25 protein-coding genes and 1 pseudogene are annotated in these 26,461 nt (G+C 39.1%); 2 read left to right on the top strand and 24 right to left on the bottom strand.

Features of this window, described 5'->3' with window-relative positions; genetic code table 11:
• Nucleotides 1-88: 88 nt before the first annotated feature.
• The 9 genes from RH86_RS08405 to RH86_RS08365 all read right to left on the bottom strand — a co-directional run bounded on the left by RH86_RS08405 (nucleotide 89) and on the right by RH86_RS08365 (nucleotide 10,570).
• The gene (locus tag RH86_RS08405) at nucleotides 89-991 is read right to left on the bottom strand and encodes a LysR family transcriptional regulator (RefSeq protein ID WP_009385918.1); all 903 of its coding nucleotides are present in this window, start codon (nucleotides 989-991) and stop codon (nucleotides 89-91) included.
• A 229-nt stretch (nucleotides 992-1,220) separates the two neighbouring features.
• Nucleotides 1,221-1,976, bottom strand: a complete 756-nt coding sequence (locus RH86_RS08400) for a lactate utilization protein C (RefSeq protein ID WP_009385917.1) — start codon at nucleotides 1,974-1,976, stop codon at nucleotides 1,221-1,223.
• 8 nt (nucleotides 1,977-1,984) lie between these two features.
• The gene (locus tag RH86_RS08395; protein WP_009385916.1) at nucleotides 1,985-3,400 is read right to left on the bottom strand and encodes a LutB/LldF family L-lactate oxidation iron-sulfur protein; all 1,416 of its coding nucleotides are present in this window, start codon (nucleotides 3,398-3,400) and stop codon (nucleotides 1,985-1,987) included.
• Between the two features lie 11 nt (nucleotides 3,401-3,411).
• Nucleotides 3,412-4,131 carry a (Fe-S)-binding protein gene (locus tag RH86_RS08390; RefSeq protein ID WP_009385915.1) on the bottom strand — a complete coding sequence of 240 codons (720 nt, stop codon included), beginning with the start codon at nucleotides 4,129-4,131 and terminating at the stop codon, nucleotides 3,412-3,414.
• A gap of 97 nt (nucleotides 4,132-4,228) precedes the next feature.
• Nucleotides 4,229-5,812 (bottom strand): L-lactate permease, encoded by a 1,584-nt coding sequence (locus RH86_RS08385; RefSeq protein ID WP_009385914.1) that lies wholly within the window; start codon nucleotides 5,810-5,812, stop codon nucleotides 4,229-4,231.
• A 624-nt stretch (nucleotides 5,813-6,436) separates the two neighbouring features.
• Nucleotides 6,437-8,107, bottom strand: coding sequence for a GGDEF domain-containing protein (locus tag RH86_RS08380; protein WP_009385913.1), 1,671 nt, complete (start codon nucleotides 8,105-8,107; stop codon nucleotides 6,437-6,439).
• Nucleotides 8,108-8,179: 72 nt separating this feature from the next.
• The gene (locus tag RH86_RS08375) at nucleotides 8,180-8,974 is read right to left on the bottom strand and encodes a helix-turn-helix transcriptional regulator (protein WP_009385912.1); all 795 of its coding nucleotides are present in this window, start codon (nucleotides 8,972-8,974) and stop codon (nucleotides 8,180-8,182) included.
• 517 nt (nucleotides 8,975-9,491) lie between these two features.
• Entirely contained in the window at nucleotides 9,492-9,947 is a 456-nt protein-coding gene (locus RH86_RS08370; protein WP_009385911.1) for a hypothetical protein, read from the bottom strand.
• An 86-nt stretch (nucleotides 9,948-10,033) separates the two neighbouring features.
• A complete protein-coding gene (locus tag RH86_RS08365) occupies nucleotides 10,034-10,570 on the bottom strand; it encodes a hypothetical protein (protein WP_009385910.1) in 537 nt (178 codons plus the stop codon).
• A gap of 255 nt (nucleotides 10,571-10,825) precedes the next feature.
• Between RH86_RS08365 and RH86_RS08360 the strand changes: the two genes are divergently transcribed.
• Entirely contained in the window at nucleotides 10,826-11,458 is a 633-nt protein-coding gene (locus RH86_RS08360) for a LysE family translocator (protein WP_038219454.1), read from the top strand.
• A gap of 71 nt (nucleotides 11,459-11,529) precedes the next feature.
• On the opposite strand, the gene RH86_RS20830 is transcribed toward RH86_RS08360, so the two are convergent.
• From RH86_RS20830 to RH86_RS08300, 13 genes and pseudogenes are all read right to left on the bottom strand, one after another.
• A complete protein-coding gene (locus RH86_RS20830; RefSeq protein ID WP_223296332.1) occupies nucleotides 11,530-11,913 on the bottom strand; it encodes a CZB domain-containing protein in 384 nt (127 codons plus the stop codon).
• A gap of 36 nt (nucleotides 11,914-11,949) precedes the next feature.
• Nucleotides 11,950-12,345 (bottom strand): annotated as a pseudogene (locus tag RH86_RS20825) (methyl-accepting chemotaxis protein); the annotation flags it as partial.
• Between the two features lie 838 nt (nucleotides 12,346-13,183).
• Nucleotides 13,184-13,624, bottom strand: a complete 441-nt coding sequence (locus RH86_RS08350; RefSeq protein ID WP_139047638.1) for a hypothetical protein — start codon at nucleotides 13,622-13,624, stop codon at nucleotides 13,184-13,186.
• On the bottom strand, nucleotides 13,621-14,481 hold the full coding sequence (locus RH86_RS08345) for a hypothetical protein (RefSeq protein WP_139047637.1): 861 nt from the start codon (nucleotides 14,479-14,481) through the stop codon (nucleotides 13,621-13,623). The genes RH86_RS08350 and RH86_RS08345 overlap by 4 nt, the downstream gene beginning before the upstream one ends.
• Before the next feature lies 1 nt (nucleotide 14,482).
• Complete coding sequence (locus RH86_RS08340; protein WP_009385903.1) at nucleotides 14,483-15,523, bottom strand: type II secretion system F family protein; 1,041 nt, start codon at nucleotides 15,521-15,523, stop codon at nucleotides 14,483-14,485.
• Nucleotides 15,468-16,850 carry an ATPase, T2SS/T4P/T4SS family gene (locus RH86_RS08335; protein ID WP_317623639.1) on the bottom strand — a complete coding sequence of 461 codons (1,383 nt, stop codon included), beginning with the start codon at nucleotides 16,848-16,850 and terminating at the stop codon, nucleotides 15,468-15,470. Before RH86_RS08335 ends, RH86_RS08340 begins: the two co-directional genes overlap by 56 nt.
• Before the next feature lie 119 nt (nucleotides 16,851-16,969).
• Nucleotides 16,970-17,422, bottom strand: a complete 453-nt coding sequence (locus tag RH86_RS08330) for a hypothetical protein (RefSeq protein WP_086026438.1) — start codon at nucleotides 17,420-17,422, stop codon at nucleotides 16,970-16,972.
• A 7-nt stretch (nucleotides 17,423-17,429) separates the two neighbouring features.
• Nucleotides 17,430-18,203, bottom strand: coding sequence for a hypothetical protein (locus RH86_RS08325; protein WP_009385900.1), 774 nt, complete (start codon nucleotides 18,201-18,203; stop codon nucleotides 17,430-17,432).
• On the bottom strand, nucleotides 18,191-18,667 hold the full coding sequence (locus RH86_RS08320) for a hypothetical protein (protein ID WP_009385899.1): 477 nt from the start codon (nucleotides 18,665-18,667) through the stop codon (nucleotides 18,191-18,193). Before RH86_RS08320 ends, RH86_RS08325 begins: the two co-directional genes overlap by 13 nt.
• The gene (locus tag RH86_RS08315) at nucleotides 18,667-20,103 is read right to left on the bottom strand and encodes a toxin co-regulated pilus biosynthesis outer membrane protein C (protein WP_009385898.1); all 1,437 of its coding nucleotides are present in this window, start codon (nucleotides 20,101-20,103) and stop codon (nucleotides 18,667-18,669) included. The genes RH86_RS08320 and RH86_RS08315 overlap by 1 nt, the downstream gene beginning before the upstream one ends.
• 1 nt (nucleotide 20,104) lies before the next feature.
• The gene (locus RH86_RS08310; protein WP_009385897.1) at nucleotides 20,105-20,638 is read right to left on the bottom strand and encodes a TcpQ domain-containing protein; all 534 of its coding nucleotides are present in this window, start codon (nucleotides 20,636-20,638) and stop codon (nucleotides 20,105-20,107) included.
• 4 nt (nucleotides 20,639-20,642) lie between these two features.
• Nucleotides 20,643-21,953 (bottom strand): type II secretion system protein, encoded by a 1,311-nt coding sequence (locus RH86_RS08305; RefSeq protein WP_009385896.1) that lies wholly within the window; start codon nucleotides 21,951-21,953, stop codon nucleotides 20,643-20,645.
• A 29-nt stretch (nucleotides 21,954-21,982) separates the two neighbouring features.
• Nucleotides 21,983-22,735, bottom strand: coding sequence for a type IV pilus major pilin (locus RH86_RS08300; RefSeq protein WP_317623638.1), 753 nt, complete (start codon nucleotides 22,733-22,735; stop codon nucleotides 21,983-21,985).
• A 300-nt stretch (nucleotides 22,736-23,035) separates the two neighbouring features.
• On the opposite strand from RH86_RS08300, the gene RH86_RS08295 reads away from it, so the two are divergent.
• Nucleotides 23,036-23,941, top strand: coding sequence for an AraC family transcriptional regulator (locus tag RH86_RS08295; protein WP_009385893.1), 906 nt, complete (start codon nucleotides 23,036-23,038; stop codon nucleotides 23,939-23,941).
• A gap of 329 nt (nucleotides 23,942-24,270) precedes the next feature.
• Here RH86_RS08295 and RH86_RS08285 read toward each other — a convergent pair whose 3' ends face one another.
• Both RH86_RS08285 and RH86_RS08280 read right to left on the bottom strand, forming a co-directional pair.
• Nucleotides 24,271-24,738: an ankyrin repeat domain-containing protein gene (locus tag RH86_RS08285; RefSeq protein WP_009385891.1), complete on the bottom strand. Its 468-nt coding sequence runs from the start codon at nucleotides 24,736-24,738 to the stop codon at nucleotides 24,271-24,273.
• 99 nt (nucleotides 24,739-24,837) lie between these two features.
• Complete coding sequence (locus RH86_RS08280) at nucleotides 24,838-26,352, bottom strand: catalase (protein WP_009385890.1); 1,515 nt, start codon at nucleotides 26,350-26,352, stop codon at nucleotides 24,838-24,840.
• Between the last annotated feature and the right edge of the window lie 109 nt (nucleotides 26,353-26,461).

The raw sequence follows: 26,461 nt of genomic DNA, 5'->3' as shown, positions 1-26,461 counted from the left end.
GTGTTGATTTACTCACTGAAAATCAAAAGCCCCTGAACGCGTTCAGGGGCTTTTTTATCTCTGTTCAATTGTCATCGCAACAAGACAATTAGAAACGTTCTTGCATGGCAAGATAACGCTGGCGAAGGTGTTCAATCAATACTTGGATTCGTTTGGCGGGCTTTTTGGTATAGGGATAAACCGCATACACCCCTACTACTTTGGCGCTGTGAGGCGCAAGCACTTCGACCAAATCTCCTTGTTGTATATCATCGTAAATCAAGCACATTGGCAGATAGGCGATGCCATGGCCGGCAAGCACTGACTTGCGCAAGCCGGCAGCGTTATTGGAAGAAAAGTTGCCATTAACCTTAACGGTATAAACGTCGCTGTTGTTTTTAAATTGCCAATCAAAGGTTCCGCCACTTTCATGGGTATAGCCTAAGCAGTTATGCTTGCGTAAGTCGGTTGGTAGCTGAGGAGTCCCCTGCTTGGCTAAATAGTCAGGCGAAGCACAAATGGCCCAGTGGGAATTAAAGATAAAACGAGCAATCAAACTCGAATCTTCCAGGTAGCCGGTACGGATCACCAGATCATAATTGTCGGCAACCAAATCTACAAAGTTGTTGTCCATCGCCATATCCACGCTTAAACCGGGATTTTGCTGGCAAAAGTCTGAGATGGCTTCCGCTAACAGCAACTCTCCTGAAATGGTCGGCACTGACATGCGTATATGGCCGGAGAGGTTTTCGTTATAGCCAGTCACCGCATCAAACGCCGCTTTTGCCGTGGCATTGATATCTTTCGAGCGGTAGTACAATACTTCGCCCGCTTCTGTGAGAGTAAGCTTACGCGTGGTGCGATAGAGCAATTGAGTGCCGAGCTCTGTCTCCAGTTTACTCACCCGCTTACTCACCATCGATTTGGTGATATGGTTGGCCTGAGCCACTTGGCTAAATGAACCATGTTCGACCACTTGTGTAAATAAAACCAGATCATCTATTTGTGGCATACCCTGCTCTCTACGGCTAATCAATAATGGAATGGGTTACGATCACCTTTTACTCGATTATACCCTTTGTCCTATCATCACGCCGTTAAAAAAAGGCACACTCCGAAGAGTGTGCCCTAGCGCCCTGTTCCAAAGAGCATTTTCATTCGTTGAGCGACCGTTTCTAAACAACACGGCTAACCAACATAGTTAACCAAAATAGTTAACCAACATCGCTCAACGCATTAACTCACATATCATCTACTACGACATAAGTGGCAAAGACAGGGCCATGAACCCCAACAACTTTGATTAACTCGATATCAGCGGTGGAGCTTGGGCCAGAGATGAAGTTGACGCACGACGGAATCCGCTCGCCACGACTCGCTTTTTGATGAAGCAATGCCGTTGCTTGAGTCAAACGTGGAGCAAGAGTACTCTTTGCCACCACAAACACCGACGCTTCCGGCAATAAACTCACTGCGCGGCCTTGTTTGGCTTGGCTATAGAGCACCATGGTGCCAGACTCCGCCAAAGCTTGCTCAGCCAGTACGATGCCCACTTTGGCTCGCTCTGCGATGGCAATATTCGCCTCAAACCCCGCCGTCACATCCCAGACATGCACCGCATGCTCTGGTGTAGCTAATGCCTGTGGTGAAACCCACTCCAGCAAAGCTGGTGAGGCGGAAAGTATCGTTTCGCCGCGATTGATTTCACCCTTATCATCTTTACAGTAATCCAGACAAACCTGTTTTAAGGTCGCTTCGAGCTGCGCTTTAGTGGTGATGACGGCATGGGCGCCTAATGAGGTTTCGGTATAACCCACTAGCACATCTTTCAGTTCATCTTGGGTTAGATCCGCCATCACTTCATGGTGGCACGTGTGGCGTAATGCAGGACGTATTACCTGTTCAAGCGGTTTATCTCGCCCCAGTTGACTGGCAATGTTGCTAAGGAACGCATTGCGATTGTGTAAGCGCTGCTCTCTATTGTTGATATTATTCATGGTAGCTCCTACTTCTTCGCTCTTGATTCAAACCAACTACGGAAGGATTCTCCGTCTGGCTGAGGTAAGTCACGCGTTTGTGACCATTTGCCAATCGCGCCCATATTGAACGGCATTTTGCCATTTTTGATCAGCATACCGCCCATAACCGCGCCCACTTTTACGCCGACATTCCATACCAATGGCGTAGCATTAAGCACGGTAAAGCCCTTCACCACCGCACGTTCGCTCAATGGCGTGATGCCCTGTTCAGCCATTTTTTGACGGTGCTTCAGCAGTAAATCGGACAATGGGATCTTCACTGGGCAAACGTCATGACACGCTTTACACAAACTGCAGGCATACGGCAGCTCTTTAAAATCGTCATAACCACCAAGCAGTGGCGACAATACCGCTCCAATCGGGCCGGAGTAGATAGAACCGTAGGATTGCCCACCGATATGACGGTAAGCCGGGCAGGTATTCACACATGCTGCGCAGCGCACACAGCGCAAGATATCGCGAAATTCTGAGCCTAAGATCTCCGAGCGCCCGTTGTCGACAATCACTAAGTGGAACTCTTCTGGCCCATCACATTGATCATCCTCTCGTGGACCGGTTAATGCCGTAACATAGCCAGTTAACGGCAAACCCACAGCACTGCGACACAGAAGACTGATGACGATATCCAACTCTTCAAAGGTGGGCACCATGCGCTCCATCCCCATCACGGCGATATGCGTTTTAGGCAAACTGGTCGCCATTCGCGCATTCCCTTCGTTAGTTACAAGGGCAATCGTGCCAGACTCGGCAACGGCAAAGTTACAGCCCGTAATTCCAATATCCGCCTCTAAAAAATCATGACGAATGTGATTACGTACAAAACGCGTCATCTCTTCAGGATCATTACTGCCTTGGTAGTTAAGCTTGTCTTTAAATATATCTCGGATCTGAGTGCGATTTTTGTGCAGTGCTGGCACCACGATGTGAGAAGGTGGATCGCAATCGTCCACTTGCAATATGTATTCACCCAAATCGGTTTCAATCACTTCACAATCGTTGCGCAAAATCATCTGATTAAGCCCAATCTCTTCCGTCACCATCGATTTGGATTTGACCACTTTCTTGGCATTTTTCGCCTTGAGAATGCCTTCAATATAGTCTGTTGCATCTTGAGCAGTTTTAGCGAAAAAGACGTGACCGCCATTATCGAGCACTTTCTCACTCAATTGGTGAAGATAATAATCGAGGTTTTCTAATACGTGATTGCGGATATCCATGCCCATTTCACGCCACTCTTCCCAATGACCGAGCTTATCTGCGGCAATTTGGCGATTAGCGAACATGCGCTCTTGGGCATTAGCGACTGACTTCAACATAAAGTCATCTTTCATATGCACATCGATACGTTGTTTAAAACTCTCGTTGCTGGTTTTCATCGACATAATCGCTTCTCCTATCGGCTTAGCAACACATCGACGATGTGCATGACTTTAACGGGTTTACCTTCACGAGAAACGCGACCGCCAATGTTAATCAAACAGCTGCTGTCAGCACCGATAAGAAAATCTGGCTCTACATCGCTAATATGCTGCACTTTCTCTTTAACCATTTCACCTGAAATCTCAGCCATCTTAACGGAGAATGTGCCGCCAAAACCGCAGCAGGTTTCTTGGTTTTTGATTGGCACCATTTCCAATCCTTCCACCGCAGCAAGCAGCGCGAGAGGCTCTTCACGTACACCCAGTTTGCGAATTAAGCTGCAAGATGGGTGGTAAACCGCGCGACCTTGTAAACGCGCACCCACATGGGTTACTCCCAACTGATTGACGATAAATTGCGTCAATTCGTACAAACGATCCGCCACCTTTTGTGCACGCAGCGCCCATTCTGGCTCATCAACCAGATACTCTGGATACTTCTTAATAGCCGCCGCGCAAGACCCTGCAGGCGTAACGATGGGATAATCATTACCTTCAAATGCTTCAATCAAATTCTTCATCGCAGGTTTACTTTGCTCAATATAGCCGCTGTTTAACGAGGGCTGACCACAGCACCCTTGCTTTTTGGGAAAGAGAATTTCACAACCAAGCTCTTCTAGTAACAAGACTGTTTTTTTCGCGACTTCCGATTTCACCGTATCGCAGATACAGGTAACAAAGAAATTGACCTTCATAACATTGCTCCGATTAAGGAATTTATCTTTTTTATATGAGTAAAGCCTAGCTTCCTTTATAAAATTTGGCGTGAAGCTAGGCAGATTTAATGAATTGCTAAAGCGCTAGGCTAACCACGCCTACAATGGCGCCGTACAACAGCATTGGCAGCACAGTGCGCTTGATGATGTAACCTTCTTGGTTAGCAATGCCGAGAATGGTCGATACCGCAATAATGTTGTTGATGCAGACCATGTTACCCATTGCCCCACCAACCGATTGCAGCGCCAGAATCAAATGTTCAGGTAAACCAACATTGAGTGCGATGCTTTGTTGAATGCCACCAAAAGTGAGGTTAGAGACCGTCGCAGAGCCGGAGAAGAACGCTCCCAGCGCACCAAGATAAGAGGCAAAGAACTGCCAATTGGTGCCAGTGAGCTCAGAAAAAGCGCGTCCAGTGGTCATAATTGGTGAGTGGTCACCGCCCATCATCATAAATTTGACCATGATCAGCGCGCCAACCAGGGCGATGAATGGAATTTTGATGCGGCTGCCCGTTTCACTGAAGACTTGTTTCACCTGTGAACGAGACATGCTGAAAATAAAGATAGAAACGAACACCACCAGCAAGAATGGGATTAATGCGGGTACATATAGTGTTTTGTACGACCATGTCGCATTCGTCCCAAGAATATCAGCAAACTTGATGATCAAGGCGTGACTTAAACTGAAATCGCCTAATCCTCCTAGCTGCACACTCAGCAATGGTGTGCCGTCAGTAAGCAGCGCTTTGATCCCTAGCTGTTGAATACGGGTCACAATCAAAATTACAATCAACAACAAGGTTGGGCTCATCGCTTTGAACACTTGCCCAAACGACACCGACACTGTTTTCTGATTGTCACTCTCGATACGTTTTTCCATACCGACATTGTAACGAGCTAACACGGTGGAAATCGCAAGGCCAATCGCCCCACCCACCAGCGCCGGAAACTCATAGTTCCACTGGGCAAACAGCACATAAGGGATGGTACAAGCAAGAATGCTCAATTGAATGAAAACGAAGTTACGTTTGATGGCCTGCCAATCCACAACAAAACTCAGAGCAATCACTGGGATCACAAAGGCCGCGACGGTATGCAAAATGGCAGAGTACTGACCGATATTGAGTAAGGCAGCTTCATCTAAGCCTAGTCCTGCAAAACCAAACCATGTCGGCGTACCCACCGCACCAAACGAAACAGGCACGGAGTTCATCACTAACGCCAACATTGCAACCCGCAATGCCGGAAAACCTAATCCAACCAGGATAGGGGCCGCAATTGCCGCTGGCGTACCAAAGCCTGACGCACCTTCAATCATGAAGGCAAAGGCCCAACCAATGATCATTAACTGCGCGACTTGATTGCGACTGATACTTTCCAGCCAATGACGGATAACGGTTTCAGCGCCGGTAATCGCAATGGTTCGATTCAATAAGATAGCGCCAGCAATAATAGAAATAGGAGTAATCGCAGAAAGGGAGCCGGCAATGATATTGGCGAGAAGATGGGTGGTGTCTGCGCCAAAATAAAACAGTTGTATGAATCCAATCAGTAGAGCCGTGAGTGGCAATGCAATATGGGATGGCAGGGCATTTTTCTTCGTCATCATCCAGATCAAAAGGATGATCGGGATAGTAGAAATAATCAGATTCAGCATTGTTTTGTTCCAGTTGTCACCGAGTAGCTCCAAGGCACAATAACCACCTCGAAGTCTCTAGGGCATATAGTTATTTTCGTTAATGACTTACGCCTAAAGAGTCAGACTCTCTGGTGTAAATTCGATAACCTTTGTAGTGCCCCACATCTTAGACAAATTTAACATTCAAGCTATCAATATAAATTTCACTGCTTTTCTAAAGCCTTGTTTTTTGTGATGCCTTACTGCTAGCAGAAAAACACAAACCCAACAAAATCAATAAAAACAATGCCTTGTACAAAAAGAAACTCAAGGGAGTGTCAGCATTAGAGCGTTAATGGAAACAATCAAAGTCAGATTGAAAACCAATTACATTTAACGCCAAGATTTAACATTATGAACAGGCAATAACAATTTAATAAAATAACGCTGTTTTTGAAGAACTAAATGTAATTGTGAACAGCTTTACCCTAAATCATTAAATTGATTTCATACCGTACTAGGCGCGCCTATTAGCCGGCATTGATATCGATGTCTTTATGGGTGTTGATATATCAAAAAGCCTCAATCCAGTAGAGCGTGATCTGCTTGCTAGGTTGAGGCTTAGTCGTACTTGATAAGAATAAGAGAAGGATTACAGCACTTCTATTGGCTGCTTTTGTTGTAGAACTGCTTTTTGTTTTCGTACATCACATCATCTGCAATTTTGATCGAACCTTTAATGTCATCAATATCATTCAAAACAGTGCCAAATGAGAATGATAATTTAAGTTCTTTTTGCTCGAAATAGCGACTGATTTTAGCGTTGATATTCTCAAGTTTATTGTTGATGGCTTCAGCATCAGAAGAATCAAACAGCACAACAAACTCATCCCCTCCATACCGAATGAGTACATCATTACTATGCGTGTAACGAAGGTTCAGCTTGAATATATTAACAAACTCAACAAGGCAATCATCACCAAATTCATGCCCTTTGCTATCATTGATAAATTTAAATCCATTCAAATCGATAAATGCGACCACTTTATCGCGAAACTTCATTTTAATATCAGAACGAGTCAAGTAATCACGCAGCATGCAACCAGTCAAAGTATCCGTTGAATAACTGCCACCATGCTCCTCTTTATAGATCGAAACAATCACAAAGCACTGGTCATTTTGGCGTAATTTTTGTCGGATGACCTTATAGTTCTCTTTATCGAAGCATTCTCTTTTAATCGAGAAAAACTGCGTTGAGCTAATGAGTTCCTTATCATCAATCAAGCATCGCTCATAATCCGGGAAGATTTGGGTAATGTCTTCGGGATTCAATCCCACTAAACTCATTCCCATTAAATCTTGATGAGCTTGGTTATCATAAATCACCCGACCAGAGGCATTTCGAATCACAACCAGATTAGAACTACTATCGATAATTTTCAGGATTGAATTGATGGAAATATCGTTCTTGCGATAATAAACATCACTAAAATTCGCTAACGTTTGACGATAATCCTCATGATATATCGTGCCGATACTATCCACCTGTTGGATCTTATCGTTAATACTGCCTTTATCCTGAGATAGCGCCATATCATAAACCAGCTTTTCAATATTCTCTTCGCCAATGCAAAGCGGCGCCTTTTCTCGCGCAATCGACGCGTTTGAATCACTCAATTGAGCAATAGGGATTGGGTGAGAATAGTAATAGCCCTGAATAAATGCATTGGGATCAAACAAAGCGATCAAATCGATCTGCGTTTGACGCTCAACCCCTTTGTAAACCACATTGCAAACACCAAACTGACGCAGTTTATTGGCGATAAACGCCAAATGTTTATAGCTACAGAAATCGCTATCAATCCCATCAACGATACGTTTATCAATCTTCACTTCACTAAATTTCAAATGCTCAAGCAAATGAGCTTTTGATAAATCGTACCCAAAATTGTCTAATGAAATGGAAATATTATGCGCACGAAAGGCTTCAATACTCGCTTGAAGTGCGGCAATATCCTCAATATCGAAGTGCTCGGTAAGCTCTAAAGTCACCTCGTAACCACTCAGCATATCGATCGCTTGCTGTTGAAACTCATCATTAATCAGACTGTGATAACTGACATTAATTGCCACAGGGATAACAAGCTGCTGACTCACCAGATCTTGTTGAACCAATTCAATGACTCTTGAATCTAACTCGACTGGATTACGATAATTTTTGACATAGTCTTGGATATCTAAACACCCATCAATCCGCAATAGAGCTTCAACCGCGGTAATTTCTTGAGCTTTAAATTTTGATTGATAAACAATATGTGCATGTTCTAAGTTCATTATAATTTTTCACTGCATTTCTATTGTGTCTAGTGTTACTCATCAGAGGACAAGCAAATCCGCGGGGGGTTGCTAGGTGGCAATCTCTGCCTCTATGTTTTGCAAAGACGCCATATAGGCTTTAGCCGAGATACCAAATTGCTCTTCAAAATAAGCCTCAAACCGACTCACCGATTGATAACCACAGCGTAGAGCGACCTCTTCTAATTGAAAGTTTTCACTTTGAATGAGAAACAGAGCATGATTCATTCTGACTTGCCGGACTAAATGTTTAAATTGCGTACCTGACTTTCTCAAACGCCTTATTAGAGTCGCTTTGCTGACACCAAACTGATCACACACACGAATGATGTTGTGCTCTTCAGGTGGTAAGCTTTCTAATAAATCATACGTTTTTTCGTGAAACTGGATCTTGTGATAGGGAAACAAAATATGCAGTATTCCCTTTTCTGCCAGCAAGGAATAAACACCGTTAAGCCAGTGCTTTCTCACTTCTTTACTGGTTATGATTTTTTCAGCTTGATAAATGAGATCCAATATTCTGGTGAGATCATCATCTAAACGAAGGATCTCAAGACCACTACTGTATTGACTGTTGTCTCGGCTTTGCTTTAGGTATTTTTCGCATGGCGGCGACATAAAGCTAATCTGTCTAGAAGAGAAGTAGCCATTATGTGGAATATTCTCAAATACGATTTTTCGATTCGCACTTAAAAACAACCCATCCCCGCACGTTAATAACTCTATTTTGCCATTGGTTGCTAGTCTTTTCTCTCCATTAACTATCCAGATGATGCAAGGGTGAATAATAGCGACATTCCTTAAATTCTGAACTGCAACGCCCCGGTAGCTAAACGTTTTGAACAATTTTTGTTCCTATTGAACTAACTATACAATTTACATTTAACATTATAATTCAATATCAAACCATGAACCTATACGCAAAAGTGTCAACTTTCCATCAACATGTTTATTATTTGACACCTTATTATCGTTCCGCCAAAGCGCCCTCTATTTTTAAAGCAACATTCCATCAGTCGTCGCGATAGTACAATAGATTAGTGACTGGCTCTGGAACCTATTCGATGCGTCTCCTATGTATGTTGTAATAGAATTTAGGTATGTGGCTAGAACGATTAAATTGGGTATTTAGCTTTCCAATTTGGTGTTTTGACTTAAGTGACAAGACTAAGTGGTCATGTAATTCGAACTTTAAAGGAATTCCGTTAAAAATTTGGGTCACGGGGAAACCAACGAAGCGGCAACCATTACCTGTGCTTAGATAGGGTTGCCACAATGCAATCACTGGGGTCAATGCTCAGAAATACTTCTATGTGAGATGAAAATAGCGTCAAAAACGCGCATTTTTGCAATCAATCTCTTGCTAAGAATTTGAGGCTTTAGCCGATTGACGCTTATTCTCCTCAAGAAAGCCCTTTATTGGCAGTTTGAAGCCTTTGATTGTCATCCATGTCATTATCAATCCAGCGAAAACAAAAGGCATGGTACCAACAGCAAATAACGCGCAAGCTATAAAAACGAAAATTCCGAAAAATCCCCCAAGCAATCCCACGACCGCAATAACACTCCCCGGTTTACCTGAACGCCATGCAGAGACAATACTTTCCATGGAATAATCGTAAGCAGCCACCACATAAGCCTCATGACTCACAGCCGAGGATCTGCGCGACTCACCAAAATGATCTTGGTCTGATTTTATAGGGACACCTAATGCTTGCTTAGCGACCCTTTGGTCAGTGGGAGTAAATCCCATCTTCAATGAAATTAGCACGCTGCATAAGCACAGCACTGCAAGACCAACAAAAATCCATGCTAACATTGCATTTGTTCCTCGCTTACCAATGATGATTATCTCTCACCAAAATGAGCTCTACAACTCTCTGACTTTAATAAGACCAATCCAAATTAACGACTAGGTGATGTGTATTGCTCAAAATAGACTAGCGTCTCGGGCGTGAGTAATATGCGCCAGCTATCTTGGTACTTTTTAAAGTTATGTTGAACAATATTAGACGCCGACTTACCGCCAATATTAAATGTCATTTTGTACGTAACGGTGATGGTGTCACCATGTGTGACCTCACCAAGGTACTCAACTGAAGAATTCGCGATCTCTATGTCTTGGTTTGGGAATTTTGCCATGAGGCTTTGGGAAAAATTAATATAGGCTTGTTTAGCCGTCAACTCTACCGCTTGCTGACGAGAATCCACATCGAGCAACGGAAGCAACTCTTTCTCAACCAAATTTTGCTTTGAACTTTGGAGGGCATTATCTACTTTCTGTTTAAACACAGCCAGAGCGTCAGGATGGATAAGTTCTGCAACCTGTTCAAAATCATGACTCACTATTGCCGCAACATAATGTTTGGCGACCTTGTCTCGCTCAGTGGCATGAACGCCAAAAGTGACGATTAATGACATGAGAATAACGATAACTCTCAATGCTTTCTCCTTATTCGTAATACCTAGGAAGAAGTAAAATACCAGCCAAGTAGTCTAAATGATTGCACGATTAATGACTTGTTAAACTAAAAGGGCTAAGTCTCAAAATTATCTTAAACATCGTTTAATGAACGTCACTTATCCTCGCGCTCTAAGTTCTGGGGGTGCGTTCATTGCCGCGGCTACATACGGCTCGAATAGGAAAACTTTATATGCTATTTTCCTGCCTTTCTCAGCATGATGTAGAGTAATACAGTGTCACTAGAATCTGCCATAACATTTTTCATTGCCATGTTCATATTCGGAATTACGCCCGGGCCTGGTATTTTTGCCATTTTGGCTCGAGCGATCGTGTATGGACCAAGAAAGTGCCTCATGTTAGCGACAGGAATCATTACCAGTGATCTTGTCTATCTGAATCTGGCGTGTTTTGGACTCGCGACAATCGCCGACAATTGGTCGAACGTTTTTTTGCTTGTTCGCTATTTAGGTGCCGCTTATCTGATCTACCTCGGCTATAAGATGTTCCGTGCATTACCTGAACATCTTGAAGGAGACGCCCTATCAAAACCGACGCAAGATAAAGTTGCGGAGCCTTTGGCAAACTTTACTCAAGGATTTTTAATTTCAGCGTCCAACCCTAAGGTCATTCTTTTCTACATTTCGTTTTTACCCACCTTTATTGACCTTACCGTGCTGCAAGCTCGTGATGTTTTTCTTGTCTCCTTGCTTTCATCTATCGCTTTAATGTCTGCCATTATGCTGGTCGCATTGGGCGCTAGTGTCGTCGCGAAAAAACTAACAACACCAAATTCACAGAAAAGATTAAACCAAGGAGCGGGGGCCGTGATGATTGTCGCAGGGTCATACCTTGCTATACACCGTTAGATGAGACACCTATCCTCTGTCATCCAAGAGCTATCCACCAGCCAACAGTGGTGATTTAATAATCCCAAGGACTAAATTGTTACTCTCTCACTTTCTTCCAAAATTTTATCAATATGGTAAAGCACTTCTACACTCGCTGATTCCATCAATTTTAGGTGGCGGATTGCACCTGACTGGTCGCCATCGTTCGCACACTTCAATGCTTCAGCTCCGGAGTGATGAACCATTTCGTGAGGAATACTCAAACCCTTAAAATTTTTAAAATGACTATAACAACTAGCACCTTCCCCCTCGAAATACCAATTACCTAGGCGGCACTCTCGATGTCCATTTACTCGGGCGTTCTTGTCGTTAGTGGAAATATGCTTATAAACATTATTTTTCCAAACAGCGTGGTCAAGTTTAACCGTGTCCAAAAAAGCTCTCGTTGCAGACAAATTAATGATATCTTGCATTTTTTTTGAGTGCAGAATTACATCTTTAACGACAATTTTAATACGACTTGTCGTTCTCTTAAATTCAGTCGCAGATTGAACGCTTTTGTCAACCGCATCTTTTATGGTTGCACTTTGTTCAGAGATCTTTCGAACCAACTCTTCTATAGCTGTACTTGCTACTTGGGCTTTGATTGCCAAGTTTCGGACTTCATCCGCTACAACAGCGAAACCTCTACCTGACTCGCCGGCTCGAGCCGCTTCTATAGCAGCATTGAGAGCCAACAGATTTGTTTGCTTTGATATTTCTTTTATACTATTGACCAGTTGTCCTATCACGATGGTAGAATCTGTCAATTCCAATACTGCTTTATGGCTATCGACTGCGAGAAAATTAATTTTTTCAGTTTCATTCGTCAAGATCTGCGTCGCTGAGTTTGCATCGACGAACATGGTTTCCATTTTTTTTAAAGCAATTTTTTCTGATGCTAATTCTTGAGCACAGATTGCCATACCATCACGAATGGCATTTATAAAACCACTGCCATTGAGTAATAAAGAAAACATTTCATAATTATTATTTTTTTCATTTTCTAGCATTTCTATAACGGACTTTTGGCTAGCCGCTTGGATTACTTGTTCGCTTTCATATATCTCATACTTTGAAGTTAACATTTCTAACTGATTTTTTAAGATGTCATTATTCTTGTTTGTAAACAGGGATAGCATATTTCAGACCTTAAATTATAAAATGCAACATCAGCTTTATAACATCCTCTAAAAATGATATTGCACAATGGATTAAAAACTCGTTTAAGCTATAAATGGAGGTTTTTATCTTTCCTCCAAAAAAATGGCGTTAAGATTATTGGAAGGATGAGGAAGTACGCTTACTTGATAGCCAGGATATCGATTTTTCAAGTATATTTCGCATTTCATCGCGATCGGGCAAATCAAACAGTTGATGTCAACCTGATCGATACACATACTGTTCTTCTTGACCAAATCCACAAGAAACCCTTATGTTACATAAATTTAGAGTGAAACTGAAAAATCATTAATAAAAAATCATGGACATTAAATTAATTTAATCTTAAAAAAAATGAGAATCAAAAAAAACAAACAAAGTAAAATAACTAGGGGAAGAAACAAAAAACCATCAAAACCAAATTCATTAAAAATATATATCAATATCGATTCAAACATGAATTAAACTCATTAGAGAAAGGAGTTGAAATAGATCAAACGTAGAAAATAACAACTCCTTTAACCTTAGATAAAATTTATGCCGTTAACGTCCTAGGCAGCATTGCATCATTTCTTGACAAACATCCATACTTTGAAGTTCATTAATATCAGAAGCACTCTTATCTTTCGAACAGATACTTATCAACACCATAACAGCTGGCTCTCCATTATAACGAATTAGTGTTCGGTAAGTGATGTATTTGTTTTTTTCTAACACTTCTTTTGCAAACAGAGGTAACTTCGTTTCTTTAAAAACATTATCTACATACTTACAAAACTGGAAACCACACTCTTTCATTGCCGTTGCACTTTCATTAATCAATATATTCAAATGATCGGGACCTAAACAATCAGTTTTTACATTCTGTTCAAAAACAAAATCCAAATACTGAGAATTAGCATAAAAAACCTGGTCATTATCTAAAGATTTGATCAAAGCTAAACCTAAAAAATTATCGACAAAAATTTCATGTAACACACTCACCAACATGCTCCTTTTGTTAAATCCGCTGACGTTACGAACAAACTACCATATTGCGTTATACACATCGTACTAGCTGCACCTCTTTGACGTTCGATATTGTAATTTCTACCAGACCAACCTGGCGCACCGTGATGCCAAATTTCAATATAAACATCACTAGCACCACCAGGAATATGAAGTGCATTACGTCCCCACTGGTTAGTCCATTTAAAACTCTTACCATTCACTTTATAACCATAGTTATATCTAATTGCGAAACTGGAGCCCGTGTTTGTCTGTAAAATCCAAGGCGATGAATTGCTCCATGGGGAACAGTCTTCTTCTCGGCAACTACTTGGTTGATCTAAGGTAGCTAAACGGTAAATCCCAGCACTTGAACCACTTGATGGACTATATCCATACGTCGCTATCTTCAAAGCGTTTGTTGAATCTGATCGATACCAATATTTTCTACCATACACTTTAGGAATATACCCTGATGACATCATACTCGTTAACTGACCTAACGTCGGAACCAACCACTGCTTGTCACTAATACCTTCCAATTTGTAATCTTTGACTAAGTTTTCTAGCGAACTTTGGCCGATAGATTCAAAATAAGATTTTGGTTTATTTCCTTCTGCCTCAGAAAAATATACATTTTTGAACGTTTCTCCGCCCAGTGACAATGAAACTTGCTTACATGCACTGTCAGCAATACCATCCATTCTACAAAGACTATAAGGAGCATTAAATATAGTCCGAGCTGATGTTAAGCTCCGTCCATCATAGGAAGACTGAGATTCATAATCACTATTAAATGCCCACACTTTTGGCTGAGTGATAGCTGTAAGAAATATTAGCAATAATAACCTCATTTTAATACCCCGCACCTAACTTATCTACAAGACTAAATATCGCACCAAAAATCCAAATCACTGCACTCGCTAAAACAACAAGTGACACATTTTTTAAGATTACGCTTAACCTGTTAACATCATTATTAATCTTAAAATCTATTTCATCAGCCATTTTCTTGACTGTAACAGTAAATGAATCAAGACCAGAATATATGTTTATCATCAGAAGCATTTCTTTTGTCACAAGACCAGTATCCAAAGAGTCTTTGTAACTTTTCCCCTTTTTCATATTATCGTTGAATAAATTCAAATGCGATCTCAACCAAATAGACGATTTACTTTTAATCAATTCAATCGCATCAACCATTGGTATGTTATTTAGCATTAGAGTCGAGAGCATTCTTAAAAAAATTCCCAGTTGTATCTGACGATAATAATTATAAGGCGGTATCTTGTCTAAAATTAAAGTTCGATATTTACCATTTAAAATAGGCATAGAAGCTCTAATAATTGCAGCAATCACAAATGAAGAAAGCAGTATAGTTACCAATCCCCCTTCAGATAAGTAAGTTCCAAAACCATATAGTGATTTGGTCACTGACGGCCATTGGGTTATAGGTAATACGCCAAGAAATGTCGGGAAAACTTGCATTGAATAACCCATAATCACAAATAGAACAACGACAAAAAGTAATACTGGTGTCACCAAAGATTTTTTTACGTTACTACTTATCGCGTTACTTTTTACAATCATGTCTACGAGCATTTTTAACCCGTCAGATAACTGACCAGATTGCTCAGCTGCGTTGATAACCATCAAATCTTGCCCTGGGACTAATCCAGTTAGTGATTCAGTAACTGATGCTGATTTTTTCATATTATCAACCAAGGTATTCATTTGTTTAATAAAAACCCGTCCGTAAACAGCTTCACCATCTTTGTTTTTCAACATCAACAATGCATCATATAGTGGTACGCCATCCTCGATTAGGTCTGACAATAACTTATAAAGAATCAATCTGTTTTTTTGACTGATGTACTGAAAAAATGAGCTCTTCATCTTGTATTTCCATTGGTCCAAATGATGATTTAAAATAATCGCTACAAACAATACCTTCTAAGCACAAATTATAAACCTTATCTTTTATTGTATAACCGACACCCAAACAGTGATGAGATCTTTTTGATTTCAAATATGAGTATATATCTACCCATTTTCTTTCTGAAATCAACTTTAGTATATACAAATCAGGAATTAAATATTCAACCACTAATGTCCTACCAATTACACCTTGATAGTCGCATTCTAAGCATCCAGCACCTTGTGTTTTTACTTGTTTGTCATACTCATTATTTTTACTTATTGCACAATGTTTACAAATAATAGGAATCAATTTTTGGTTCATAATTCCAGCAATGAACCCTGGTGTCGCAAGCTTGTCAAGATCTATACCTAATCCATATAAACGCTGTAGTACACCCACTACGTTACCTGCATGTACTGTAGTCATACATAGATGACCACTTTCAACGGCTGAGGATAACGCCTGACCTGTTTTTATATCGCGAATTTCTCCAATCATTAATACATCAGGGTCTCGCCTCATTGATGACCGAACAGCTTCAGCGAATAAATTGCTATCTTCCTTTGATTTTACAACTGAAGATTGTTGTGCACCCTCAATAACATATTCAACTGGGTCTTCTACGGTAACAAAACAACCCTTCTCCTGATATTTGGTATTAAATAAATACTCCATATAATTTTTCAGTGATGTAGACTTGCCTGATCCGGTGACGCCGGAAACGACCACCAGTCCCGCTGGATTAGACAACATTGTGTCAATGATTACACTTTCATGGTCAGTTAAACCAAGTTGCTTTAAATCTCTACAAACACTATTTTTCTTGTTTGGATATATAACGCGAACTACAGCATGATAACTAAGCCCACCAACACCAGAAGAAAATATTGGCATATGAGCATATCGAAAACGATACTGATTACTTTCAATACTTATTATGATATTTGCATCTTGTGGACTTTTGGTATTCCACGTAGTTTCCTTTGTCGAGGCCATAACGTTATATAATACGAATAGCATCTCATCACAATCAGTTGATAATACTTCTTGTTGTAATTCCAGTTCACCATTGACTCTAAATTTAATTTTAGCAGTATCAGAATCACGAATAAAATGGATATCACTCGCAGCTTTTGATATTGCTTGTTTCAACACGCTGATTACTCGTTCTTCAGACTTTGTCTTTGTAGAAAGCTCTAATTGGACGGATTCTACCAACTTGATATCAAGTAATTTATAGTGCTCGTCAGTCGTAAAAAGATAATTGACATCGTCTTCATTAATTAACTGTAGATCAATCAATTTTTCACTCAGGTTTCGTTCTGAGACAACCTGAAACCGACTATCTTCAAGGCAAGTGATAATAGACCCGTTTTCTTTAATAAACTTGCGATTAACGTCGTCAGTTAAGAATCGTATTCTCATAATTCGATGACTTCAGGACCTTTGACCAGTGATGCTTTCCTATCTTTGATATTTAAACGCCACCCTTTATAACTACGCCCATTCATGACATTCTCTGTTTTATCTTTGTAAGCGAGTATTGCCGCAACGTGGTCTCCAGAACCGACTAAATACATCAATCTTACTAATTTAGGATCAAAAGATTCTTCCTTCAACAATTCTAATCTAACCACTGCTTTTGACTCAGAAGATGTAGAAATCGCTTTGCTTACCGTAGGTTGTAGTTTGTCTGAACCTTCTTTTATCTCAATTTCAACATCTAATATTTTTTTCTTCAGCTCTAACTGTTCTAACTTCATTTTCAAAGATTCTATTGAACTAATGTTATTCTCGTAGAACTTAACGTCTTGCGCTAACGAAACAGTAGAAAAAGCCAACATAAAACTCACACAAATAAATTTATTTTTCATAATCATCTCACATGCAGTAAATTTTCAATCCCAGATCAAAAGAATTCTCTTTTGCGCTGAAAAAATTAAAGTACACTTCTTCTTCGGTATAGAAATCATTCAACAAATTGATTGTAATAACATTATCAAACTTAACACTAGCATCAATATATTTAAGATCCTTCATATCTGCCCAATCATAAATTTTACTAAAATTAAAAACTGGAGCTGGCTCTGAAACTGTCAAGTCATTGATAATGCGATTGTTGAATATAGATTTAAATTCATACATAGAAGAGATAGCATCCGTGCATGATTGATATTTAAAGGGACTGTCATTTGTGCTTTCGATATAATCATACGGTAAATTCTCAAAAACAAGTTCATTCTCATTAAACATCGGAGTATGAACCTCTCCTTTCTTAACGATGTCTACGTACTCGAAGAACGCACCATCAATCTTAGAGAATTTAATATTACAAAAGAACCCTGTACAGCTGAACTCTTGCATCTTCCAACCTAAGCTTTGCAGATTTTGTTTATCGCCTTCAAGTTCATCAAAAAGACCTTCTACATCCTGGATTCCAGGTGTTTGAGATATCGAATCCATCGCAGTAATATATCGGTCTCTTTGATTTTTTTCTTGTTGAACCTGTTGTTGAACTTTAAGTCTATCCGCCTCTTCTTTATTATATTTATCAACCATGTAAATCACACCAATCACGATCAAAATAAATATAAAAGCAGACATCGCGATTATAACTTTACTAAATTTACCAGAAATTTTATCTAAAATAACCATATATAAAACCCACCAACAAATGTTAGAGCCAACACTAAGCTAGAAATAAGATATATACTCGCACCGATATAGCTCCTTACTTTTATATCAGCAGATTGAACCATACCTTCAAGAGATTTTGCGTCCATAAGATTGATATCAAGCGTGTTACTTATTAGTGATTCTTTAATCTCATTTACTGTATCATTAGCAAGGAAGAAACACTTATTATCCAGCCATAAGTATCCTAAGTCTTTAGTTGGTATACTTGTAATTCCACTACGATACTCCTCGTTAACCAAACAAAGTGGTGCGAGTAGTCTCTCTTTATCTGCATCTGATATCGGTGTTTTAAATTTGGCTAGGCAGTAGTATATTTCCCCGCTTACCGTCTTCACACTTAATATCGGCTTCCATTGTTTTTTTTCATATTCTTTATATGTTGAGTCGGTTTTTTGTATCCACAAATAGTCTTCTAAGTACATTATTTACTCGATACTATACTATCTAGTTTGTAGCTATCGGCACCAATCAATACTGCAATAACCTTGTCTTCTTTGCTATCTTCGTATCCTGCACCAAACAGTTGCGCTGCTTTTTGTGAGTTTTCCGAATTCCCTCTATAAAGAGTAATTAACTCTACATCACCAGAGTCCAAAGTAACTGTTGATAGCGTTTCGTTTTCATCCACTGTTGGTAATTGCACACCGTCTAGACGAACCAGGCTAATCAATTGCTTGCGAGTAAACCCAGATGTCAATTGAATTCGACCATCCTCTAAAACTTTAGGTAGAATTAGCATGCTTAAACCAGTTTTAAGCTCAGAAGTTTTAATCGAAGTTGTCGACTTATCGATATTTTCGTTATCGGTTTTTTCAATCTCTGAAATGTATGATGATGTTGTGGTCAAATTGATAGGCATAATTCGGTTTGGCAAACCAACAAACTGCCCCTCACTCACAACATCTTGTCCAATAGTTCTAACGATTGCTTCTAATCGACCACTAACTGAACGTTTTGTAAACGAAACACCACTAGTCACCGAATTCGATGAAATCACGTCAATTAATTCACTAGTAATTGAGAAATCATCGCCTGTTTTATCGATACCAAGATTTGCTGCAACGTAATCTAACTTCGATTTATTGATGCTGATAACGCGATATTGAATAGATACCTGCATTTGACTTTCAGCTTTCAGCCTCGCGAATAATTGATCAATATCTTTGATCACCCACGGCCTTGCTTTTACCTTAACTATTGAAAAATCTTCTAAAATCGTTGCTGAACCATCCTCTCCAATTGAATTTTCTAGGTATTCTTCAATTTTTTCCCACGTATCACTTTCTACACTGTGTTCGGAAGATGCACTAAATCCTGTAGCAGCGCCATCACCACCACCTACAGATAACGATGCTTTGGCTTTTGTATTATCTATAAATTGGTCAAGGCTATATGTTTTGCTTTGATAAAGACTGGCATTTAGTATGTTACTTGCATCAATTTCAAGGTGCATGCCGTACAAATTGCCTACATAGGTAAAGAAATCACCTAATTTACCCTCAAAGGCCACTTTTCGTTTTTCATCTATTATATCTTTGTCTTCATCAGAAAGAGAAAGCATATCCGATAGGTAATAAGACACCTTAAATTGTGATTCTACTACGTCTAATACCTCACCTACAGTCATAGGTGACACACTATAGAAACTCATTGGCAATTCTAAAAAATCACTCTTTTTAGTGCTATTAGTAATAGAAAGATAAGAATTATCGAACTCTGAATAGTTTGAAATATTTTTATCTCTGGATTTAACTCCAGCATCAATCTGATTAAATAGATCTTTATTAAGACCATTATTATCAGTCGAAGAGCAACCTGCAACAAGTACTGTCGCAATAATAAAAACAAACTTATTCATACTAGCCTCTTACCGAGTAAATTAAAACAACACTATTCTTTTTGTAAACATTAACATGCAGATCTAAACCCATTAAATTGAGATCATTAGCCAAGGATTTAATTACATCTAATGTACCAGCTCCCGAATAGATAACTTGGCTATCAAAAATAACATTTTTGTCAGTTTTCCATATCAGCGTGTATCCATTTTCACTTAGAAATTCGTAAAGCCTTTCTTTTAGTGAATCACCGGACTCGAAATTGACTTTTATTTGGTTTATTACTTCAACATCCGTTAATTTCAGTCCATTCATTGTCGAATCAAATGACACTAGCTCGTTTTCATTTTTTAGTAGTTCAACGTCGGCTGCCAATTCTTCTTCAACAAAGCCTTCTTCAAACCAATTAACATTCTCTTCACTTGCTAGTATTTCCTCCCCATTAGTATCGGGGTAAAGTAGCGTAGACTCATCTTGCTCAATACTTGTTGAATTGCTATTTAGGCTTCCACACCCTGTCAGAAAGACAGAGATCAATAGTAACGCTAGTCTCATTTTATTATTCCTCTTCACACCACTGCATGGTTATAAAAGACATTGACTTCGGATTTTTGAGTAATGATGAATTACCATTATCTTTTTCAAATGCAGCATCTATTGCCACCGCGCCCTTGATCTCCCATTTCTCGTCAATAGCTTTCCACTCTAACGACAATCCGGAAATAAAAGCATGTTTTCCATCTGCACCTTTAGTGCCTTTACTTATAATTTCTTCTGGATTACTGAAATTTGTTCCTGCTTCTGAACCTGATGAAAAAGAACTGTTTATCGCAACAATTTTGTTACTCCAACGGTCACCTATTGGACAAGATAAAAAATTAACTTCTACTGGAGAACCGCTTGAACCAAATGAATGGTAATCAATTATCACTGGTGTTCTTTTTTTGTCTTTACCAAACACCAGACCACTATCTATAACTATATGGTCTTTATTCGGTTCATCTTTACTACTATTCAAAGAAATGCACGGACGACTGCTAGATGATGCACTATCCCAACATAATGATGCACCTATAGCGATAGGTATAGAGCCATCACGCTTTAACGAAATATCGTTTTCATAATATATACGTATTTTCAGTCCTACTTTATTCGCAGATGTTTCAATTTTTTTTATAAAAGCATCAATTTCTTCTATGTCATTCGACAAGAATTCTGATAATGTTTTTCTTTCACCAACCCAACGGTATTTTTCACCAGATACGGATATTTCACCAATCTCTATATTATCTTCCGTTATTTTGTAACCATCATCTTCTTCGATATTTGTCAGCTTCCCCACAACACTGTAAAAATCTTGAAAATTGGCTGAATTAGCTACGTAAACACTAGAGCCATCAATTGCGATTCGTTTAGCTTTTGGATAAGTGATGTTATCGTAACGTTTAAAATCAAAACTACTACCTAAGTAGTTTAGTGAAAATACGTCTGCACTATAGTTACAATTTAGGTATCTTCTTAATACATCACTAGGTATGTCCCCTGAAGAACCGTCTGTAAATTTGCAACTTGCGTTTTTTAACCATTCAAGTTTGTTAGACAGCTGTATATCAGGACCTAGTTCATCTATTTCTAGAATTGGATTAACTACTTTATCAAGTGGCGCATCTTTGTCAGTCAGTAGATAAATATCCGTCATATATTGTTTAATTACATACTGTAGCTCAACAACTTTTCCTGCTGCTTTCTCTAATTCTTTCTCTTTTGCAGTTCTTATAAGTTGGGCGCCTGAATATGCAAGCACCCACCCTATAACAGCCACAGCCAATATTGCTTCAAGCAACGTAGCTCCACGCTGTTTAGCTTTCATAATTAGCCCTGGTGTATAGTTTTAATTAATTATCTGTTACCTACGAACAAGTCGTAATATGTTGTTGCACCAGCATCACCACCGCATAGCGCTGTCAACTGATCCAGATTTGAAATATCAAACTGATTTACACCGCCTTTAGTCGACTTAATTACACCTGTTGGTTCATTTGCTTTCGGGTCCACATACATATCAGTAGCTAACGTGCCACCAACCGGCTCTACTTGTATGAATGCGAATAGTTCGTTGCTACTTGATACAATTGCGCGACATTGGTTTTGAGATAGGTTACCTGCTTTAATCGCAAAACCGCGGTTTGCGGCCTTGTTGTCAGCGGTAGTGTAAACTTCTAGTTGGGCTCCGGTAAATGGGTTCACTATGTCAGAAGTTGATATTTTACCCATAGAAATTAGTGCCTTGGTTAATTTTGCCGAATCAGCCACCGTAGCGATTGGCGGGTAAGATTTTTGGCTTCGGTATGTTTGAACCATGGATGTTTGAATAACGTTTAGTGCTTGCGACAGTTTACTTACGTTCTGGTTGTCGATTGCACGTTGAGCGAGTACGACGACACCAGCAGCGATGACACCCATGATACCTAGAACGATAATCACTTCTAGCAATGTCATACCGCGCTGCTTTTTCAATATGTTCAAAGCTGGTTTATTTGATGTATCAATAGACTTCATTTTTTCTTTCTCTTTTGCTTTCGTAGTATTGCCCGTAGTTAGGCGTGATACCTTTATGAAAAACTTTAACCTAAATTTTTGGTAACTTTTCATTTGGTCCGCTCATATTAATCGCTCATCTAAAACCACACTCATCAAATTGCGCAATAAACACACCACTTTGCGCAACACTAACACCCAAGCTTTGAAAGAAAATAAAACTTAACATAATGCGCAATAAATAACCCATTTTGCGCAATAAAGATAAATTAACTTGATAATGTTATTATTAAGTCGCAGATTAAATGCGCACGAGATACTAGTACTTAAAATTAAAAATAAAAAAAGTTCATTGACAACATTAGCGACGCTAAAGCCGGAATAGTATTAGATATAAATGGAATGCATCCCCTAATGACATACAATAAAAATAAAGACGTTAACTTCTTGTTTAACCAAAAATCAACGATAAAAACCGAAAATTTCAGGTTGATAAACCACCAATTAGTGACATATGTGGATGGAGCACGAGGAGAGTTTCACTTCGACAATTCCAATCCAATATATTCAGGTAAATTCATCATACTTATTTCTAATAGCAAAAAATGTATCACATTCGAAAATGGCACTAGAAAAACTCTCTGTAATGATAATCAGTTGATTCTAGTAAAAGACTCTTTTAAAGCACAAATAAATGAAAAAACTCAATTTATTTTCATCGAAAAATCATTTTATGTTAACATTGGAATGCCTAAATTCCACGATCTTCTAGAGACACATATACATGAAAGATTAGTTCGAATATTACTCGAAGCATTATTATCCTCTCCAAGCCCATTCTATGAAATCATGGCCATTGCAAATATTATTGGCGTAGATAATTACAAGAATAATTTAAACTGCACTTTTTCCAAACTTATAGGCATAATTGAGTCAAACGCATCCAACGAAGAGTTTAATCTTAATTCTCTTTGCGAAAAAGCTTATATGTCTAGAAGAAAAGTTCAGTACATCCTTTCTAACAACAACACAAATTTCGTTGAATTAGTAAACAACTATCGTGTGGAAGTTTTAAAAAACTTGTTGTTGTCGTACCCAAAAACACCGGTTAATAATTTAATATACAAAGCCGGATTTAAAAACTACAACACCGCCGTAAGAGTCTTCAAGACTAAATTTAGAATTGGCATTAGAGAATTCAAAAGCAAACAGTTTTCTGAACATTGTCACTCAAAACTAGACATCCACACAATTAAACTTAGCTTGGGAAAGAAAAAAATCAGAATTCCTGACTTATTCAATAAAAACAATTACGCCTAAGAATAATAAATATGACAAATCAGAACAAATTGGACATAATTATAATAAACAGATTGCTAGATCTGGGTTTGATTAGAAAGGAAGCTAAAGACTTACTTAAGAAAAATGTTTACACATTTGAAAAAGGTGACATTATTGAAATAAAAATTCATTCTAAGCACTTCGGTTTAAGCGGAAAGAAGAAAATAATATCTAAAATACTCGATAGAAGACGATTTGCGTTCCTATCTTCGTTAATCATACATTCCATTAGCGAAAACTGTGATACAAAAATAATCTAGCCATTATTCAATGCCTGTCTATAAAAATATAGACAGGCTTAGCTTATGTTACTTTTTTTGTAAATCTTTTAATACATCACTTTGACCAAATATTTTGGCGAACTCATATAAATTCAAGCCCGCTTTGTTTCTGACCTCGCTTGAACATTCGGATACATACAGATCCTTTGCAATACTTACTTCTCTTTTAATCAATGCTCCCATCAAAGCCGTATTTCCTCGCTTATCTTGTAAGCAGGGATTAGAACCGGAAGCAAGTAACAATCTAACCGTTTCTTTGTTTCCCTGATATGCAGCTACCATTAATGCGGTATAACTCTGTTGATTACGTTGGTCGACTGGAAATCCCTCAGACAAAAACATATCGATCACTTCATTGTTTCCTATCCGTGCTGCATCGAAATATAGCTCTACAATTGCTTGATATTCTTCTTCAGACTTTTGTTCAGAAGCCATTGAGACCAAAGGCATACTCAGTAAAAAGATAAACGAACTAATCATAGTTATTTTTTTCATTTATTTATCATCTTTAATAACTGCTAAAATGGCCTACAGAAGATCTGATTTTCGGGCAGAAAAGAGCAGTTAAATTCTCCTGTAGGCCAAACCTTAAAATTACATAGCTGCTTTTTTTTCAACCAATGAGAGTGCAGTATTTGTCGCTTTAGCTAAACGTGTTCCGTATTCCTTGTCTGCACGATAGAAATAACTCACCATCGTTGTTTTGGTGTCCTTATCCGTTACTTTATTTAAGTCTCCAGCAAGATTTTCTATTAAATCCGTTTTATCGAGTGCGTTCATGGCACGATATTGAACACCGGCTTGATAGAAATTTCGTGGGTTAGTAATAGCTTTTTGTTGGGTGGTTCCAAACAACTTGCTTTGTACAATTTTAAATTGATCATCCTGCCCAAGTTTCAACTTTACACTTGGCTCATAGTTGACATCATCGCCTTGTGTAACCTCATTATTACTCATTCCATTCTGATTATGATTGACCACTTGATTTAGTGGTTTGTTTATTGGAAGTTGGAACAAGTTCACACCCAGACGATATAGTTGAGTATCCGCGTAGGCAAACAATCTTCCTTGGAGCAAACGATCTTCTGATGGCTCTATACCAGGTATAAGATTAGAAGGCGCAAATGCCGCTTGTTCCGTATCTAGAAAGAAATTTTCAGGTAAGCGGTTCAGTGTCATCGTCCCTACTTTTCGATCCGGCACATTCAACCAGACTTTCGTCGCATCCAACCCATTATAATCAAGCTGACTTAAGCTTTCAGGCGTCAACAATTTTACGTAGAGATCCCACTTAGGGAAATTTCCTTGCTCAATTTCAGCATACAAGTCGTTAGTTAGGTGATTAAAGTCTTTACTTTGCATCTTAGTAACTTCCTTTGGACGTAAATTTTCAATCCCTTGTTGACTCTTCCATTGGAATTTAACGTAATTGACATCACCCTGCTTATTTACCCATTTATAGGCATGAACGCCAAAGCCATCCATTGTACGATAACTTGCAGGTGTACCTAAATTGCTGTAAACCCAAGTTAGCATGTTTGTCGCACTTGGTTCATTGCTGAAAAAATCAAAAAATCGATTTGGATCCTGAACGTTTGTAACGGGTGACGGCTTCAACGAGTGAACCATATCCGGAAATTTAATTGCATCACGAATAAAGAATACGGGCAGATTGTTGCCGACTAAATCCCAGTTTCCTTGCTCAGTATAAAATTTAGTAGCAAAACCTCGTGGATCACGAAGTGTTTCTGGCGACCCTTGCGAATGAATCACCGTTGAAAAGCGAACAAATACTGGAGTAACCTTCCCTTTATTTGAAAAAGGTGCGGATAGTGTTAAATCACTGAAGTTATCCGATGCTACAAATTCACCGTGCACTCCGGTACCTCTGGCATGGACGACGCGTTCAGGGATACGTTCTCTGGCAAAACGTTGTAACTTTTGAATCAGGTGAACATCTTGTAGCAAAACGCTGCCGTTTTCACCTGCTGTAATTGAATTTTGATTATCGCCAACTGGTGCGCCATTATCTCTTGTTAGCGTTTGAGCTTGTAGAGATGTACTGACAATACCAACTGTAATTAGTAAAAAGCTTTTTGACATCTGCATGGTTGATCTCCAATGCGTGCTATCCATTAATCGACTTAATCAATGGACATACAAAAGCTCTTTTCTGCCCTCTAAAACTATATATTTATTCGAATTATTTGTTTAATTG

It is taken from the genome of Vibrio sp. N418 (genome assembly GCF_000222565.1).
Lineage (GTDB): Bacteria > Pseudomonadota > Gammaproteobacteria > Enterobacterales > Vibrionaceae > Vibrio > Vibrio scophthalmi.
Note: the sequence above shows the minus strand (reverse complement) of the source record. Positions and strands in the feature narration are given on the sequence as shown.

Coding starts and splice junctions, on each gene's coding strand:
- RH86_RS08285 (WP_009385891.1), bottom strand. CDS start 24,738: ATGAAAAAAATAACTATGATTAGTTCGTTTATCTTTTTACTGAGTATG.
- RH86_RS08280 (WP_009385890.1), bottom strand. CDS start 26,352: ATGCAGATGTCAAAAAGCTTTTTACTAATTACAGTTGGTATTGTCAGT.
- RH86_RS08315 (WP_009385898.1), bottom strand. CDS start 20,103: ATGAATAAGTTTGTTTTTATTATTGCGACAGTACTTGTTGCAGGTTGC.
- RH86_RS08325 (WP_009385900.1), bottom strand. CDS start 18,203: ATGGTTATTTTAGATAAAATTTCTGGTAAATTTAGTAAAGTTATAATC.
- RH86_RS08340 (WP_009385903.1), bottom strand. CDS start 15,523: ATGAAGAGCTCATTTTTTCAGTACATCAGTCAAAAAAACAGATTGATT.
- RH86_RS08390 (WP_009385915.1), bottom strand. CDS start 4,131: ATGAAGGTCAATTTCTTTGTTACCTGTATCTGCGATACGGTGAAATCG.
- RH86_RS20830 (WP_223296332.1), bottom strand. CDS start 11,913: ATGCAAGATATCATTAATTTGTCTGCAACGAGAGCTTTTTTGGACACG.
- RH86_RS08300 (WP_317623638.1), bottom strand. CDS start 22,735: ATGAAAAGTTACCAAAAATTTAGGTTAAAGTTTTTCATAAAGGTATCA.
- RH86_RS08395 (WP_009385916.1), bottom strand. CDS start 3,400: ATGTCGATGAAAACCAGCAACGAGAGTTTTAAACAACGTATCGATGTG.
- RH86_RS08405 (WP_009385918.1), bottom strand. CDS start 991: ATGCCACAAATAGATGATCTGGTTTTATTTACACAAGTGGTCGAACAT.
- RH86_RS08385 (WP_009385914.1), bottom strand. CDS start 5,812: ATGCTGAATCTGATTATTTCTACTATCCCGATCATCCTTTTGATCTGG.
- RH86_RS08305 (WP_009385896.1), bottom strand. CDS start 21,953: ATGAAAGCTAAACAGCGTGGAGCTACGTTGCTTGAAGCAATATTGGCT.
- RH86_RS08345 (WP_139047637.1), bottom strand. CDS start 14,481: ATGAGGTTATTATTGCTAATATTTCTTACAGCTATCACTCAGCCAAAA.
- RH86_RS08380 (WP_009385913.1), bottom strand. CDS start 8,107: ATGAACTTAGAACATGCACATATTGTTTATCAATCAAAATTTAAAGCT.
- RH86_RS08310 (WP_009385897.1), bottom strand. CDS start 20,638: ATGAGACTAGCGTTACTATTGATCTCTGTCTTTCTGACAGGGTGTGGA.
- RH86_RS08400 (WP_009385917.1), bottom strand. CDS start 1,976: ATGAATAATATCAACAATAGAGAGCAGCGCTTACACAATCGCAATGCG.
- RH86_RS08370 (WP_009385911.1), bottom strand. CDS start 9,947: ATGTTAGCATGGATTTTTGTTGGTCTTGCAGTGCTGTGCTTATGCAGC.
- RH86_RS08295 (WP_009385893.1), top strand. CDS start 23,036: ATGACATACAATAAAAATAAAGACGTTAACTTCTTGTTTAACCAAAAA.
- RH86_RS08320 (WP_009385899.1), bottom strand. CDS start 18,667: ATGTACTTAGAAGACTATTTGTGGATACAAAAAACCGACTCAACATAT.
- RH86_RS08330 (WP_086026438.1), bottom strand. CDS start 17,422: ATGAAAAATAAATTTATTTGTGTGAGTTTTATGTTGGCTTTTTCTACT.